Below are 16,296 nucleotides of genomic sequence, written 5' to 3'. Positions count from 1 at the left end.
AACCAATACGAAGGAATGTATATTATAATAATCGTTCAAAGCTATTCTGTCAAGCACGATTGATTTTTTTCTTTAATACATGAATTTCCCTTAACGATAAACCTAATTCTTCTGCCATCTCCATATGATTTGCCTCCGCTTCTACTAACTCCATAACCTGATGTAAATTCACTGCAAACAAGTCCGTATGTCGATGAGCATTCCACTGTTTTTTTGATTTATGCATATACGTATCCTCCTCTTTCTTAGTTTTGCCACCATTCATTTTTTTTATTATACTTAGTAGAAAGTTTGTAGTTAATCATCATTGATAACGTTGCCAATTAGGAGGTATCTTTTTGAATAAACGTATAGTGGTTATTTCCATTCTAATACTGTTGTTTACTTTTAATTTGGACAAACCTGTTAGTTTTGCAAAACAAGGTACTATTACAGAAGATAACGTGCATGTGCGTTCGGGGCCTGGAACAGAATTTCAAATAATAACACAAATTCATGATGGAACGGCATTTACATTTATAAAACGACAGGCAGAGTGGGTAGAAATACAATTAGAAGATAGTAACGTCGGTTGGGTTCATGCTAAATATCTAAGCATCAATGACCAAGTCGATACACCGTCTACAATCACTATTCCTCATGAAAATACGCAAATTCGTAGCAGTCCAACCACGGACGCTCCTATAGCAAATTTCGCAAAGAAAGGAAGTTCGTTTCAAGTTATTTCCTCCAAAGGGGACTGGTATGAAATACAAAACAAAGCAATACATGGGTTCGTATATAAAGCCCTTACTGAACCTGAACCCATCTCCCTCCCTATGAAAGAAAGCAGTTTTGCTAACAAATCGATTGTTATTGACGTTGGTCATGGCGGAAGAGATGTTGGAGCGATAGGTGCAAGCGGCGTGTTTGAAAAAGAAGTGGCTTTTTTGACAGCTCAAGAATTAACAAATGAACTGTCCATGCTCGGTGCAAATGTTCGATTAACAAGAAGAAATGACGAGTATATCCCTTTAAATAGTAGAATTAGCTATAGCAACAATTTTGATACAGATATATTTATCAGCTTACACTACAACAGCGTACCAAACTTACCTAATGTTACTGGTATCGAATCTTTTTACTACAAAGAAGCAAATAAAAAATTAGCTGCTTCGATCCAAAAGAAAGTATTCGATGCTGTTCAGGCAGATGATCGTGGTACATCATTTGGAGATTTTTTAGTATTGAGGCAAAACTTGAAGCCAGCTATCTTACTAGAATTAGGGTTTATCTCCAATAAAGCAGAAGAAGCACGCCTTCTAACGACAATGTACCAGAAAAAGCTTGTTTCTGGCATCATCCAAGGGTTAGGTTCCTATTTTGCACGTTCTGAGATTGGTAAAACTGAATACTGAAACTGCTATACAAATAAAAGCCGCATGAAATCATTTTTGAACTCTCTTTGGAGTACAACTTATTCCATGCGGTTCATACATTATCTTTGTTTACTATCTAAAATTAACGTAACAGGACCTGAATTTGTCAATTGAACATCCATCATTTCCCCAAATGCCCCAGTTTCTACATGAACACCTTCGTCCGTAACTAACCGATTAAATTGAAGGTACAGTTCATTTGCTTTTTCTGGTTTAGCTGCATGCATGAAATTTGGTCTGCGTCCCTTTTTCGTATCCCCATACAATGTAAATTGCGAAACGGATAAAATACTTCCCTTTACATCTTTTAATGATAAATTTAACTTTTGCTGTTCGTCTTCAAAAACACGAAGTTGGACGATTTTTTTTGCTAAATAAGTTGCATCCTCGAACGTATCATCATGAGTTACGCCAAGCAATACAACAAACCCATGTTCTATTTGTCCAATAATAGAATTATTAACTGAAACGCTCGCTCCTTTTGCACGTTGAATGACTGCTCTCATACTATACTCCTTTTCATAATACTGTAGTTGGTATGAAATGAGACCCAAATAGAACACATAAGAATGGACTTAAGCATTCTCGCCGCATGGCAAACTATTTACAGCACTCTTTGCTTATCCCCGTTTAGCTACCAAGCGTAATATTGCCTTATTGTACATTAATGCAATGTACGTTTTACGGAATACACTTCAGGAATTTGTTTAATGCGCTCCACTATTTTTCGAAGATGTGCTGTATTATGAATCAGAATGGTTATTTGAATAATTGCCATCTTATTTCTATCTGACCTACCATTCACATATGTTATATTCGTCTTTGTTTCATTTACGGCTTGTAGCACTTCGTTCACTAATCCTCGTCGATCATAACCCGATATTTCTAAATCCACATGATATTGTTTCTGTTCTGTACGATTATTTTCCCATTCGACATGCAAAAATCGTTGCTTAGCTTCTTCTGTCTGCACATTGGGGCAGTCAGCTCGATGAACGGATACGCCTCTTCCTTTTGTGATATATCCTACTATTTGGTCGCCTGGTACTGGGTTACAACATTTAGATAAACGGACAAGTAAATTGTCAATCCCTTCTACTTTCACTCCAGAATCTCGTTTACTGACTTTCTTTTGTTTACCATCTGTTTTAACTTCTTCAATGGTTTGTTCAAGAGCTTGTTGTTTTTCTTTCGATTGTCTTAATTTTTCTGTTAACTTTGTTGCTATAGATGCAGCAGTAATACCTTGATAGCCTACCGCTGCATACATATCTTCTTCATTAGAGAAATTATATTTTTCATACACACGCTGTAAGTTATCTTGCTTTAGCACATCTTTGGGTTCGATACTAAAGCTACGAATTTCCCGTTCCACAGCTTCTTTCCCTTTTAACACATTTTCTTCTCGACGCTGTTTTTTAAAAAATTGCTTAATCTTACTTTTAGCTTGAGAAGTTTGGGTTATTTTAAGCCAATCTTGAGAGGGGCCATAAGAATGTTTTGACGTCATCATTTCAACTATATCGCCGTTTTTCAATTTATAATCAAGTGGCTCCATCTTTCCGTTAACTTTTGCCCCAATCGTTTTATTACCTATTTCTGTATGAATTTTATAGGCAAAATCCAAGGGAACGGAACCAGCTGGTAGCTCAATAACATCTCCCTTTGGAGTAAACACATATACCATGTCTGAGAATAAATCGACCTTTAAGGATTCCATGAATTCTTCCGCGTCATGTGTATCATTTTGCCATTCCAAAATCTCCCTAAACCAAGTTAATTTCTCTTCAAAAGACTTTTTATCATTTTGAACTTGCTTGCCTTCTTTGTACGCCCAATGAGCTGCAATTCCATATTCGGCTATTTCATGCATTTCTCTTGTGCGAATTTGCACTTCTAGCGGGTCACCTTTTGGACCTATAACGGTCGTGTGCAACGATTGATACAGGTTTGGTTTTGGCATAGCAATGTAATCTTTAAATCTCCCAGGCATCGGCTTCCAACAAGTATGGATAATGCCAAGAACAGCATAACAATCCTTAATGCTATTAACTAAAATGCGCACAGCAAGCAAATCATATATCTCATTGAACTGTTTATTTTGTTTTACCATTTTCCGATATATACTATATAAATGTTTTGGACGGCCAGATAATTCAGCATCTATATTCATTTCTCTTAATTGTTTGGAAACTTGATCCATTACTTCTTTAATATATGATTCACGCTGATCTCTTTTTTGTTTCATTAATTGAACAATTCGATAATATTGCTGAGGATTTAAATAGCGTAATGCTGTATCCTCTAATTCCCATTTGATGGTTGAAATTCCTAATCGATGTGCTAACGGTGAAAAAATTTCTAAGGTTTCATTTGCAATGCGACGCTGTTTTTCTGGAGGCAAATGTTTTAAAGTACGCATATTATGCAAGCGATCTGCCAATTTAATTAAAATCACACGGATATCTTTCGCCATGGCAACAAACATTTTTCGATGATTTTCTGCTTGCTGCGCTTCTTTTGATTTATATTTAATTTTCCCTAACTTTGTAACCCCATCAACTAGCATAGCTACTTCATGATTAAATACTTCTTCCACTTCTTCCACAGTCACGTCTGTGTCTTCAACCACATCATGAAGAAATCCTCCTGCGATTGTTTCAGCGTCCATCCCGAGCTCCGTTAATATGCCTGCTACCTGTACAGGGTGAATAATATACGGCTCCCCCGACTTTCTAAATTGATCAGCATGAGCTTCTTCGGCAAATTCATAGGCTTGGCGAATAAAAGCAGTATCATCTTCCGACAGATACTGACTTGCCTTATTTAAAATATCATCTATTGTCATTATATCGGTTTTTGCCATAAAAAATCACCTTTATTCGCGAAATCGAGTCTAATTTTTAGTTATTTAAATAGTTTCATTATATAATTTTCAGATACATGTGTCCATTGTTAGAATCAGCCAATTACAATAATCGAGTTTGAGTAAATGTAATTGCCTAAAAATATAGTATACTGGCTTTAAAGAAGATTGATTGGAAATTTAAACTATTTCCTGCGCTATTATCATTTAATTTGACAATATACCTAGATGCATTTTTAATAGCCATTTTGATTCATAAGGCGAAGTATAATATGTATTGTTAGCATTCGTTAAGCTTTAATCAACCCTTGGTTGACCCGTTTATGTATACCGCAGTAATAACAATAGGCCTAACGAAGGTTTATCGTCAGACCTAATTGGCACCGTTAAAAACGCATCAAAGATAGTACATCATAACCTTTTAGTTTGTCCATTCCATTTAAATAACTTAATTCAATAATAAATGCACATCCAGCAACAACACCACCGAGTTCTTCTACTAATTGAATGGTTGCTTGAATCGTACCCCCTGTTGCTAATAAATCATCTGTAATTAATACGCGTTGGCCCGGTTTAATTGCATCTTTATGAATGGTTAAGACATTTTTTCCGTACTCCAAACCATAATCTACTTTAATAACTTCACGCGGAAGTTTCCCCTCCTTTCTCACTGGAGCAAATCCAACTCCTAACGAATAAGAGACGGGACATCCTATAATAAATCCTCTCGCTTCTGGACCTACAACGACATCTATTTCTTTTTGTTGCGCGTATTCCACAATTTCGTCTACTGCTGAATGAAAGGCTTCCCCATTTGCCATTAATGGTGTAATGTCTTTAAATTTAATTCCTTCCTTTGGCCAATCTTCTACAATTTTAATATATTTTTTATAATCCATAGCTTTGTTCCTCCTTGGGGCTTCCCAAATGTTCCATACAATTTGTAAAATGTTTTTTTAATTGCTCGTAGTTTGAGTAGTACAGTTTCCTTTCAATCTCAGCTTGCTGTAAACGTTTCTGATATGTTGCTGACTCCTGCAAATCTTTTTTTAAAGGCTTTTCTTCAACCTGTATAATTCTGCCTTCTATCTGTATAAAATGAAGTTCGTAAAACACATGAATTAAGAACAACAATTTATCCTTGCTCCAACCATTTGTTTGAGCAAATGGAGGTAAATCGTTATCAATGGATACTACCTTTTTTTGTTGTAAAAAAACATACATCTTTTTAAAGTCGTCTCTAGACGGGAAAGCACGCAAATAAATGCTATCTTTTACATAATAACACAGATGAATATTTTTTGGCTTCATTTGTTTCAGTAATGCTTCTAAGTCTTTTAAGTTTGATGGCAGTGCAAATAAAATTAATGTATCCACATTTTCCAAAGAAGACCAGTCGTCTTGATAGTCCTTATGAGGGATTCCTAAAGATTGCGCACGGGTACGATCTCCTATGCTAAAAACAGATTCGTATGAATGAATAAATTCATTTACATGTACTTGCCGCTTTCCACGATGATCAAACAGCTGCCATTCATCAATAGACAAGTCTTGAATCATTAGCTGTGGTTTTTGACTGCCATTCCATTCATTAATGCTTAACTCCCCTACGATGTTAACAGGCGTATGAGGAGTAAGGTAGTTATACAACTCTCCAAAGCCAAAACCGATCGCATCAAGTTGTTGATTATCTTCTGTGAACTGCAATTTAAGGTGATTTTTCATACTCCCAATTTGCCTTGATTGTTCTGGTATAGCTTTTATATGAAACAACGGTTTTGGGTTATGCATTCCAAATGGAGCTAATTGTTGAATTTCCTTAATTAAAGGAATAGTTATTTGTGAAACAGGTAAAGTGGCATGAATATTTAGCTCTTGTTTGAAGTCTGACTCGCTTAATTGTTGAGCGATTTGTTTGTTTAAGGCTTGTTCCAACGGTTGAACATTCGTTAATGCTAATGTCATCCCTGCTGCTTGAGAATGTCCGCCAAATTGCTCAAATAAATGGTTTACTTGCATGCAATTGTGAAATAAATCAAAAGCCGGGACGCTTCTGGCAGATCCTTTTGCAATTCCTACATTCGGTTTAATAGACAGAACAATTGCTGGTCTGTCCCATTTACGAACTAACTTAGAAGCCACAATTCCTAATACCCCTTCATTCCAACCTTCCTTTGCTACAACAATAACGTCTTGCTGCTCTTTATCAGATAGTAATTGCTCTGCTTCTTTTACAATTTTTTGCACAATTTGTTGTCTTTCGCTATTTATTTCTTCCATTTCTTCAGCGATGGTTTTAGCTTCTTGTGGATCTTCAGTTAGCATTAATTCAACTGCCATGTCTGCTGATTGAAGCCTTCCTACAGCATTTAGTCTCGGACCGATAGCAAAACCCACATCTTCTTCGGTTACATTACCGTCAATGTTTGCAGTCCGTTTTAAAGCCTTTAAACCAGGATTGGTGGTATTTGCTAATTCTTTTAAACCGTGATATACCAATATACGATTTTCATCCACTAACGGTACAAGGTCTGCTACAGTGCCTATTGCAACAAAACTTAACAATTGCTTGGGAAGATACCCAAGCAACGCTTGCGCAAATTTAAATGCTACGCCAACTCCTGCTAACTCCTGAAATAAATAATCAGGTGAGCATTTAGGATGAATAATCGCATAACAATCTGGTACATTTGCTTGAACCTCATGATGGTCTGTAATAATTAAATCCATGTCTAATTCTTGCGCTATTTTTGCTTCTTCTATAGCGGCAATACCGGTGTCTACCGTTATTATAAGTGTATAACCCTCTCGATGTGCTTGCCGAAAAGCAGCTTCATTTGGTCCATACCCCTCTGTAAAACGATTCGGGATATAATAGTCGCATTGAGCACCTAATTCTTGTAATGCCTTTATCAAAACCGTTGTAGCAGTAACTCCATCAGCATCATAATCACCAAACACAAGCAGTTTTTCACCTTGTTCAATTGCTAATTTCACTCTTTTTACTGCTTTATCTATGGAAAGAAGTTTATCTGGACTATGTAAATCTTCTACATCTGGTTTTAAAAATTTAGATACAGCTTGCTTTGTCGTAACCCCTCTTTGTACTAGTAATTTTTCAATGATAGGGGAAATAGACGGGGAGTCGTTGTCCCTTTCTACGTTCGTTATTACTTGTTCCATAAAATTCCAATTCGCCTTACTTGCCAACATAATTTAACCCCCTGACCTACCCATTATACATAAATAGATACAGGGGGAGCAACTAGATTTCCTTTATAGCATTTTTTGTCATGAAATGAAGATTATTTTTCTTCCTCATCATGAAATTGCACCGTTTCCATTTCTTCTTTCGTCTGTGAAATACCTTCTTCTTCTAACCTGTTCATCAAGTTGAAATTTTCAGCTTCAAGACGTTTCATTTCTCTTTGCATCCGGTACATCTTAATTAACCCTACTGTTGCGGTTATTAAACCGCCCATTAATACGGAAAATAGAATGACTAATATTAACGGTGATTCTGCGGACCAAAAGAGGTAATTCACCTCCACTGCCTCCACATTCGTAACGGCAAATACTGCTACGATAATAACAAAAATTATGGCAAATATAACATATGTTTGACCTCTCACATATTCCCCTCCTTTTAGAAAGACTTGGCAATCAACCAAGTGTGTATGAGTGAAAAGAATTGCCGCTTCCATATACTATCAAAGTTTATCCTTTCGAATGGTGTAAAAACAAACGCAGTATTATATTCCCTTTGTTCCCTTTTCTATAACCATCCTTAAAAGTAAGGACGGCTCTACACCGAACGCACTTAAACGTTTGATGAGAGCCTCTCTTAGCATCTATACTTGTGGGCCTTCTACACGCTTTTTCTTTGTAAAATCAACTGGTTTTTTCTTAATCATTTTTCCTCTCCATACAAGCCATAATTGTGAGGCTAAGAAAAGTGACGAATACGTACCAGCTAATAAACCAAACGTTAACGCAATTGCAAATCCACCAATTGATTCAGCACCTAGAAATAGAAATGCTAATACTGCAATTAACGTTGTAATGGATGTATTGATACTACGTACAAATGTTTGTACTAAACTTCGATTAACAACGCTAGCAAGCTCTTTATACGATTTGATTTTTTTCTTGTTCCTTAAATTCTCTCTAATTCGGTCAAATGTAACAATGGTATCATTTATAGAATAACCAACAATCGTAAGAACAGCCGCTACAATGGTTATATCAAATTCAATTTGCGTTACACTAAAAATTGCGATTGTAAAGAAAGCATCATGTAATAAAGCAATGATCGCCGTAATAGCGAAAAAGAATTCAAAACGAATAGTGACATAAATAATCATAAATATAGAAGCAATGGCGACAGCGTAAGCCGCATTTTTTACGAGCTCTTCACCAACAATTGGTGAAACCACACTTACGTTTGGCTCATTGCCATAAGTGTCTACAAAATGACTTTTCACTTCAGCAATTTTGTCTTTACCTAATACTCTATCAAATCTCGCAATAGCCATCTCTCCATTTTCCCCTGAAGAAACGATCGATTTAACTTCAAGGTCAAGCTTGCCAAATTCCTTCTCTACTTCATCTGTAGTAATGCTAGTTTCAGCTAAAATTTCAATTCTGGAACCACTTGCAAAGTCGATACCTGGATTTAATTTAAACAAGGCAAGGGAGACGATTCCTAGCACAACCATAACCGTTGAAATCCAAAAGAATTTCTTTCGATGTTGTACAACATTGATTTCTCGATTAAATAATTTTGCTTCTTCATCTTGCTTATCCTTAATATCTTTAATGTCTGAGCTTTTTACAGCAAACCAACTAGGACGCTGTTTTAAAAACTTACTTTTTATCCATAAACTTAAAAGTAAACGTGTACCAAACACAGCCGTAATAAAGCTCACAAGAATACTAACAATTAACATCGTTGCAAAACCTTTGACAGAGCTTGTTCCAAAAATAAATAATACGGAAGCTGCAATTAATGTGGTGATGTTTGCATCTAATATGGTTGAAAGTGAATTCTTCGTACCAGCTTTAAATGAAGAAATTAACGATTTTCCAGTACGTAATTCTTCCTTAATGCGCTCGAATGTAATAACATTGGCATCAACAGCCATACCAACACCGAGAATAAGAGCAGCAATACCTGGTAACGTCAATACACCATTCATTAATTCAAACACAAATAAAATAAGGTAAATATAGAAACTTAAATTAATTGCAGCAATTAAGCCAGGAAAACGATAAACAGCTATCATAAAGAGAAAGATGATACCAACACCGATAAACCCTGCAAAAACAGTTTTGTTTAACGCCTGCTCCCCAAACTGCGCTCCTACCGATGTAGAATATTTCTCTTCCATATGTACCGGTAAGGAACCAGAATTAATGACATTGGCTAATTGCTTTGCAGATTCCACAGTGAAATTACCAGAAATCATGACTTGGTTCGTATTTAATGTCTGCGTTACACTAGGAGCAGAAACATATTTAGGATCCTCTTTTCCATACTCTTCTGCAAAAGAATCACCTTCTTTGTAATCCATCCAAATGACTAATAAATTATCTGGATAAGTCGTTTCTGGGTTATTCATATCCTTTATTTTACTCGTTACTTCACCAAATTTCTCTGCATCCTTCAATTCTAATGTAACGATTGGTTGATTACTTTTAGGATCGAAATCCTGCTTCGCGCTATTTTCCTTAACATCATTGCCGCTTAAAAGTTCTTTATCATTAACATCACGAAAAGAAAGCTGTGCTGTTGTAGATAATAATTCTCTCGCTTCGGTTTGATTTTCTACTCCAGCAAGCTGGACACGAATGCGGTCTTCTCCTTCAATATCTATACTTGCTTCACTAATTCCAAGTCGATTCACACGGTCATTTAACGTCTCTACCGTTGACTCTAACGTTGTACGGTCTACCTCCTTTTGAGTGTCAACTGGTTCAACTTTATATAGAACCTCAAATCCGCCTTGTAAGTCCAAACCTAAATTAATATCTTTTGTAATCCCTGTAACCGTTGTTCCAATTGTACCAGCAAAAATAAGTACGATTAGAAAAAAGGCAACAATTCTGCCTCTTATTTTCATTTCAAATTGTCCTCCCTCTTATCATTAGGGTCATTCATTATGTAAGTCAATTAATGATGATTGATTTCTGTATTCGTTACTGCTGCAATAGAAGCAAATAAATCATCATTTTGCTGTGCACTTACTGTTAAATAACTAATGTAAGTAGCTGTTGTCAATTGAAAAATGTCTTGTACTACTTCATAAATTCTTTTTTCAGGGTCGCCTTTCCATACTTTCCCGACAAGACATTTCCAAACATCTTCTGGCGTTGCTTCTTCATATCCCATTAAATGAAATTCTTCCGCCTTACTTTGCAAAGCTGGACGGACCATTTCTTTCCATTCAGATACAGTTTGTACGATTTCCAACAGAACTCCCTCCTTTTATGGAGTTAAAATATTCTTATTTGCTTATTCTTGTCATGCTTGGACCATTAAATTGCATATATATCATTGTATATGATATTCCATTATTTGAGAAGGCAGGTCGTCAAGATGACGAAACAAACTTTTTTACAAGGTACACTTATTCTTATTCTTGCAGGTATGATCACACGTTTCCTAGGCTTTATCAATCGAATCGTCGTCGCTCGATTGATTGGTGAAGAAGGTGTTGGTCTTTATATGATGGCTTTACCGACATTTTTTCTCGTCATCACATTAACACAGCTTGGCTTACCTGTTGCTATCTCTAAACGCATTGCCGAAGCAGAAGCTCGTGGCGATGAAGCAAAAACAAAAAAAATTGTCATCGTATCCTTAGTCATTACAGGTATTTCTAGTATTGTCTTTACCACTTTAATGATTGTAACGACACCGTTTGTCGCCACACACCTATTGACTGACGAACGAACACTATACCCACTGTTAGCTATCAGCCCAATCATTCCTATTATAGCTATTTCGTCTGTTTTACGTGGTTATTTTCAAGGAAAGCAAAACATGAAACCACAAAGCTATGCACAAGTGTTAGAACAAATTGTGCGTATAAGTTGTGTAGCAATGTTTGTTAAATTACTCTTGCCTTTCGGTCTTGAATATGCTGCAGCAGGGGCCATGTTTAGTATTATTTTAGGAGAATTTGTGTCTCTTATTTATATGACGCACAAATTCAAACGAAAAAAACGGATTAAAATAAGAACAAACTTTTTTTCTTATTTAGCAACCAGTAAATCTACAATAAAGGAGCTTTTTTCCATTGCTTTACCAAGTACAGGCAGTCGCTTTATCGCCTCTATTTCACATTTTATGGAGCCAATACTTGTCGCGCAAAGCCTAGCCATAGCAGGGGTATCCACCACATTAGCAACAAAACAATACGGTGAATTAACAGGTTATGTACTACCTTTACTATTTCTACCAACATTTATTACCCATTCGTTATCCATCGCTTTAGTCCCTTCTATTTCTGAAGCGGAGGCAACAAAAAATAAACGGATGATTCATTACCGAATTCATCAAGCCATTCGGATTTCTTTTGCATCTGGAGCCATAGCTACGATTGTACTAGCTTTATTTTCTGTACCTATTTTAACATATATGTACGGAACTGCTAATGCAAGTAAATTTATCACAATAATGGCTCCATTTTTTATTTTACTTTATATCCAAGCTCCATTACAAGCCGCATTACAAGCACTTGACCTTGCTAAATCTGCTATGTGGAATAGTTTAATTGGTGCTTTTTGTAAGCTGGCCGTGCTTTTTTTACTCGCATCCAATCCGAACTTTGGGATTATGGGTGTTGCAATAGCTATTTCCTTAAGCGTCGTATTAATTACACTTTTACATTTAGCAGCTTTGTATAAAGCGATTAAATTTAGCATACCTGTTTTAGATATATCAAAAATGATTGCTCTGCTCTTATTGACTTGGGGAGTAGGTGAGCTATTACAACGTATATACGTAAATATGCAAGGTGGGGTTATACTGTTAATAATCATCTTTGTTATATTAAGTTTCATTTATATACTCTTTTTATTTTTACTTCGCTTTATAACGAAAGAAGAATTAAAACAAATCCCTTTTCTGCAAAAATGGCTTTAAATTGGGTAGTTTTTAAATATCAGACGATAAAAGAAAAAAATAAAACACTTCCTGCCTTTTTAGTCTATCGTGTATGGAAGTGTTTTTATTATTTATCCAATATAAGGAACTAAATAACGGAAATATATATAGATTGTAGAAACGACTAAGGATATAATGACTAACGGAAATCCATATAACATAAACCGAATAAACGATATTTTTTCATGAGCTCCTTCAGCTAGCCCTGTGACTACTACATTAGCAGATGCTCCAATTAACGTCGCGTTTCCTCCTAAACAAGCACCTAGTGCTAAAGCCCACCAAACAGGATCTAAATATACCATTCCATAACTTTCAAACTCTTGAACGACAGGAATCATTGCTGCAACAAAGGGGATATTGTCTACGATCCCAGAAAGCAAGCCAGATACCCATAGTATTAATATTACAGTCTGTACATAATCTCCATCCGTTATAACTATAATTGCTCTTGCGATTTCATCAATAACTCCTACTTCTTCTAAACCTCCCACTAGCGTGAACAAGCCAATAAAAAAGAATAACGTTACCCACTCCACTTTTTCAAAAATCTTTTCCGACGCTAATTCTTTTTCTGTCAAAAGAAGAAGTAACACAGCTCCAGATAATGCTACTGTAGTTAATTCAACATACAAAAAAGCGTGTAATAAAAACCCAGTTATCGTTAATAGAAGAACAGTAATCGCCTGATATAACATGGGTGTTCGGTGCAAGTACGTTTGTGCATCGATAGCTAATAATTCTTTTACATCAAATTTTGTCCTACGTAACGATTTACGAAACAACGCCCAAACAAATAATAGCATCACTCCGAACATAATTATAGCAATTGGAGCCATATGAATTAAAAACGATGAAAATGTTAAATGCTCTACTGCTTGTCCAATCATAATATTAGGAGGGTCACCAATTAACGTTGCTGCACCACCAATGTTAGAACTGAAAATAATCATTAGCAAGTACGGAAACGATGGAAGCTTTAATAACTTGGTTATTTTAAGCATAATAGGAACAAATATTAATACCGTTGTGACGTTATCTAATAGAGCAGAACCAATTCCTGTTAAAGCCCCAGCACCAATTAATAAAGGTATTGGATCACCTTTAACCTTTTGTGCAAAGCGAATAGCTATAAAACCAAACAAGCCTGTCTTTTCTGTTATTGCTATGAGCACCATCATGGAAAATAAAAGCGCAATTGTGTTCCAATCAATATATTCTGTTAACATACGTTCTGCAGAATATATACCTGTTAATAACAGCAATACGCCACCTGTTAAAGTGACGACTGCACGATTGATTTGTTCTGTCATAATAAATACGTAACAGCAAATAAAAATCATTGAAGCTACTATTATTTCCAACTAACTCCCCACCTTTTTTATACTTACCTTTTTCACGCTATATTTCAACTATATGTCATGAAAAAAGAAAATATTTTTCGTCTATTATTTTTTCATAGTGAATAGGATGAAAGTAAGTGGACAATCCGGAAAGGAGGCAACCGTTATGAAAAGTAAGCAATGGGTAGCATTATTATATGGTTGGATTATTGTTTTAGGACTTATGATGCTCGCAAGTTTTGTATTAGCTTTGTTGCTTCGCTTTACTACGTTTAATGATCCTGCTTTGTCATGGGTCACTTTCGTCATTGGCCTTATCAGTTTATTTCTTGGGGGGCTTGCAGCAGGCGTTAAAGGAAAAACAAAAGGATGGGTCATTGGTCTGTTTACAGGAATGGGATTTACATTATTCGTTTTATCTGTACAGTACTTAGGCTACCAACAAGGGTTTTCATTTGAACAATCCCTTCACCACGCTGGCTATATGGCCGCTGCATTATTTGGTGGTGCATTAGGTGTCAACATCGTTGGAGATGCGTCGTCAAGCGATAACTAAACAATTAATACTAGATCAATTATCTTTTTGTGGTGTTAAAGCAGGCTCGGGGCGCCTGTTTAGCAACGTAGCGAGTGGAAAGAAGCAACGAAAGTTTTAGGAATCATGGTCCTGCAACAGGAGTATGCCGGCGCCCTTTAGTAAGCCCTCCTTTAGTCAGCTTGCCTATTTAGGGCGAACCAATGATGACTTATCTTAGGGCAATGGAGTGAAGTCGCCTAGTTGCTGGGCGCTTGCGCCCGACGGGGGGCAATTTTTGTTCAATCCTCGTTTTGCTTTATAACAGAAATGCTTTTTTATCTTTCAAAAAAGGAACACAAAAGCAATTGCCTTTGTGTTCCATTATACTTTATACCCTATGTATAAAAATTTCTGTTCGTCGGTATAAGCAACAGACCCTCGTCCATTGCTTATCCCTTATTAGGTAACCATCATAGTTATTATTGTTTTACTTCACGTATTGCTGAGCGGTCATAAGTCAATTTAGATCCGTCACCAGCTTGTAAAACTAGCGTATCTTCATCCATTGCATGAATCTCTCCATGAAAACCGCCAATCGTAACTACAGCGTCCCCTTTTTGCAAATTAGATTGCATTTCTCTGACTTGCTTTTGGCGCTTTTGCTGTGGTCGAATAAGTATAAAATACAGAAGCACAAACATCAGAATAAGTGGTGCTAACGTTGCTAACATTTCCATTGTTCTATTCCTCCCTTCTACACGTTAAAAATTCCTAGCATTCGGTTTATTAAAACCGTATTGCTCAAAGAATTCCTCTCTAAATGAGCCAAGACGATCTTCGCTAATCGCTTTTCGTACTTGCTCCATTAATTTTAACAGAAAATATAGGTTATGATAAGTAGTAAGTCTAAAACCGAACGTTTCATTACATTTAATTAGGTGACGTATATAGGCACGCGTGTAATTTTTACAAACATGGCAGTCACAATTTTCGTCAATGGGTGAAAAATCACGTGCGTGTTTTGCATTCCGCACGACCAAACGACCATTTGCCGTCATACAAGTACCGTTCCTTGCAATTCTAGTAGGAAGGACACAATCAAACATATCCACCCCGCGAATCGCACCATCGATCAAAGAATCTGGCGAACCGACGCCCATTAAGTATCTCGGTTTATTGCTAGGCATGAGAGGTGTCGTAAATTCAAGTACACGGTTCATGACGTCTTTTGGTTCCCCAACAGATAATCCGCCAATAGCATAACCAGGAAAGTCAAGAGAAATTAAATTACGCGCGCTTTGCTTTCTTAATGCTTCATATTCACCACCTTGGATAATGCCAAACAATCCTTGCTCATCCGTTCGTTCATGTGCTTTTAAGCATCTTTCAGCCCAACGTGATGTTCGTTCTACAGAGCTTTTCATATAGTCATACTCTGCAGGATATGGCGGGCATTCATCTAACGCCATCATAATGTCAGAGCCTAAAGCATTTTGTATCTGAATAGCTTTCTCCGGAGATAAAAATAGCTTTTCTCCGTTTAAATGACTACGAAAATGAACGCCTTCTTCCGTAATATGCCTATTTTCACTCAAACTGAACACTTGAAATCCTCCCGAATCGGTCAAGATTGCTCCATCCCAATTCATAAACTGATGTAAACCTCCAGCTTCTTTAATAATATCTTCACCCGGTCGCAACCATAAATGATAGGTGTTGGATAAAATAATATTGGCATTGATCTCTGTTAATTCTTCTGGGCTCATTGTCTTTACGGTTGCTAATGTTCCCACTGGCATAAAGGTTGGGGTATCAAACGAGCCGTGCGGAGTATGTACACGCCCTAATCTAGCGCCAGTTTGTTTACATGTTTTCTTTAATTCATAAGTAATTGGTGTCATGATTTACTCTTCCTTTATCAATAAAGTCGTTCTCTTCATAGTCGAGTGATTCCAGTCTGTTAAGGCAAGTACATTAAAAGA

14 protein-coding genes are annotated in these 16,296 nt (G+C 36.5%); 3 read left to right on the top strand and 11 right to left on the bottom strand.

Going from position 1 to position 16,296, the window contains the following annotated elements; genetic code table 11:
• Positions 1 to 49: 49 nt before the first annotated feature.
• Positions 50 to 226: a hypothetical protein gene (locus tag D9780_RS21045; protein WP_162985814.1), complete on the bottom strand. Its 177-nt coding sequence runs from the start codon at positions 224 to 226 to the stop codon at positions 50 to 52.
• A gap of 112 nt (positions 227 to 338) precedes the next feature.
• Here D9780_RS21045 and D9780_RS06390 point away from each other — a divergent pair, with 112 nt between their 5' ends.
• Positions 339 to 1,397 carry an N-acetylmuramoyl-L-alanine amidase family protein gene (locus tag D9780_RS06390; protein ID WP_121639648.1) on the top strand — a complete coding sequence of 353 codons (1,059 nt, stop codon included), beginning with the start codon at positions 339 to 341 and terminating at the stop codon, positions 1,395 to 1,397.
• A gap of 80 nt (positions 1,398 to 1,477) precedes the next feature.
• Here the strand turns inward: D9780_RS06390 and dtd are convergent, their stop codons facing one another.
• The 7 genes from dtd to D9780_RS06355 all read right to left on the bottom strand — a co-directional run bounded on the left by dtd (position 1,478) and on the right by D9780_RS06355 (position 10,756).
• Positions 1,478 to 1,924: a D-aminoacyl-tRNA deacylase gene (gene dtd, locus D9780_RS06385; RefSeq protein WP_121639647.1), complete on the bottom strand. Its 447-nt coding sequence runs from the start codon at positions 1,922 to 1,924 to the stop codon at positions 1,478 to 1,480.
• 158 nt (positions 1,925 to 2,082) lie between these two features.
• Positions 2,083 to 4,284, bottom strand: a complete 2,202-nt coding sequence (locus D9780_RS06380) for a RelA/SpoT family protein (protein WP_073004606.1) — start codon at positions 4,282 to 4,284, stop codon at positions 2,083 to 2,085.
• A gap of 386 nt (positions 4,285 to 4,670) precedes the next feature.
• Entirely contained in the window at positions 4,671 to 5,183 is a 513-nt protein-coding gene (locus D9780_RS06375; RefSeq protein WP_073004608.1) for an adenine phosphoribosyltransferase, read from the bottom strand.
• Positions 5,173 to 7,497 (bottom strand): single-stranded-DNA-specific exonuclease RecJ, encoded by a 2,325-nt coding sequence (recJ, locus tag D9780_RS06370; protein WP_121639646.1) that lies wholly within the window; start codon positions 7,495 to 7,497, stop codon positions 5,173 to 5,175. Before recJ ends, D9780_RS06375 begins: the two co-directional genes overlap by 11 nt.
• A 92-nt stretch (positions 7,498 to 7,589) precedes the next feature.
• Positions 7,590 to 7,916 (bottom strand): LapA family protein, encoded by a 327-nt coding sequence (locus tag D9780_RS06365; protein ID WP_073004620.1) that lies wholly within the window; start codon positions 7,914 to 7,916, stop codon positions 7,590 to 7,592.
• A 219-nt stretch (positions 7,917 to 8,135) separates the two neighbouring features.
• Complete coding sequence (secDF, locus tag D9780_RS06360) at positions 8,136 to 10,406, bottom strand: protein translocase subunit SecDF (RefSeq protein ID WP_121639645.1); 2,271 nt, start codon at positions 10,404 to 10,406, stop codon at positions 8,136 to 8,138.
• A gap of 50 nt (positions 10,407 to 10,456) precedes the next feature.
• Positions 10,457 to 10,756, bottom strand: coding sequence for a post-transcriptional regulator (locus D9780_RS06355; RefSeq protein WP_073004624.1), 300 nt, complete (start codon positions 10,754 to 10,756; stop codon positions 10,457 to 10,459).
• Positions 10,757 to 10,882: 126 nt separating this feature from the next.
• On the opposite strand from D9780_RS06355, the gene spoVB reads away from it, so the two are divergent.
• On the top strand, positions 10,883 to 12,433 hold the full coding sequence (gene spoVB / locus D9780_RS06350) for a stage V sporulation protein B (RefSeq protein ID WP_121639644.1): 1,551 nt from the start codon (positions 10,883 to 10,885) through the stop codon (positions 12,431 to 12,433).
• A gap of 92 nt (positions 12,434 to 12,525) precedes the next feature.
• Here spoVB and D9780_RS06345 read toward each other — a convergent pair whose 3' ends face one another.
• Entirely contained in the window at positions 12,526 to 13,818 is a 1,293-nt protein-coding gene (locus tag D9780_RS06345; RefSeq protein ID WP_121639643.1) for an ArsB/NhaD family transporter, read from the bottom strand.
• 145 nt (positions 13,819 to 13,963) lie between these two features.
• On the opposite strand from D9780_RS06345, the gene D9780_RS06340 reads away from it, so the two are divergent.
• On the top strand, positions 13,964 to 14,353 hold the full coding sequence (locus D9780_RS06340; RefSeq protein ID WP_116278400.1) for a TIGR04086 family membrane protein: 390 nt from the start codon (positions 13,964 to 13,966) through the stop codon (positions 14,351 to 14,353).
• A 440-nt stretch (positions 14,354 to 14,793) separates the two neighbouring features.
• Here D9780_RS06340 and yajC read toward each other — a convergent pair whose 3' ends face one another.
• On the bottom strand, positions 14,794 to 15,051 hold the full coding sequence (yajC, locus tag D9780_RS06335) for a preprotein translocase subunit YajC (protein WP_073004631.1): 258 nt from the start codon (positions 15,049 to 15,051) through the stop codon (positions 14,794 to 14,796).
• A 24-nt stretch (positions 15,052 to 15,075) separates the two neighbouring features.
• Entirely contained in the window at positions 15,076 to 16,215 is a 1,140-nt protein-coding gene (tgt, locus tag D9780_RS06330; protein WP_121639642.1) for a tRNA guanosine(34) transglycosylase Tgt, read from the bottom strand.
• Positions 16,216 to 16,296 lie beyond the last annotated feature (81 nt).

The sequence above is a fragment of the Virgibacillus sp. Bac330 genome, from assembly GCF_003667845.1.
Lineage (GTDB): Bacteria > Bacillota > Bacilli > Bacillales > Amphibacillaceae > Virgibacillus > Virgibacillus chiguensis.
This window is presented reverse-complemented; position numbering and strand designations above follow the sequence as displayed.

Bases quoted from the DNA above. Each gene is read 5' to 3' on its own strand.
- recJ (WP_121639646.1), bottom strand. From the start codon at position 7,497: ATGTTGGCAAGTAAGGCGAATTGGAATTTTATGGAACAAGTAATAACG.
- dtd (WP_121639647.1), bottom strand. From the start codon at position 1,924: ATGAGAGCAGTCATTCAACGTGCAAAAGGAGCGAGCGTTTCAGTTAAT.
- spoVB (WP_121639644.1), top strand. From the start codon at position 10,883: ATGACGAAACAAACTTTTTTACAAGGTACACTTATTCTTATTCTTGCA.
- D9780_RS06375 (WP_073004608.1), bottom strand. From the start codon at position 5,183: ATGGATTATAAAAAATATATTAAAATTGTAGAAGATTGGCCAAAGGAA.
- D9780_RS21045 (WP_162985814.1), bottom strand. From the start codon at position 226: ATGCATAAATCAAAAAAACAGTGGAATGCTCATCGACATACGGACTTG.
- D9780_RS06340 (WP_116278400.1), top strand. From the start codon at position 13,964: ATGAAAAGTAAGCAATGGGTAGCATTATTATATGGTTGGATTATTGTT.
- yajC (WP_073004631.1), bottom strand. From the start codon at position 15,051: ATGGAAATGTTAGCAACGTTAGCACCACTTATTCTGATGTTTGTGCTT.
- secDF (WP_121639645.1), bottom strand. From the start codon at position 10,406: ATGAAAATAAGAGGCAGAATTGTTGCCTTTTTTCTAATCGTACTTATT.
- tgt (WP_121639642.1), bottom strand. From the start codon at position 16,215: ATGACACCAATTACTTATGAATTAAAGAAAACATGTAAACAAACTGGC.
- D9780_RS06380 (WP_073004606.1), bottom strand. From the start codon at position 4,284: ATGGCAAAAACCGATATAATGACAATAGATGATATTTTAAATAAGGCA.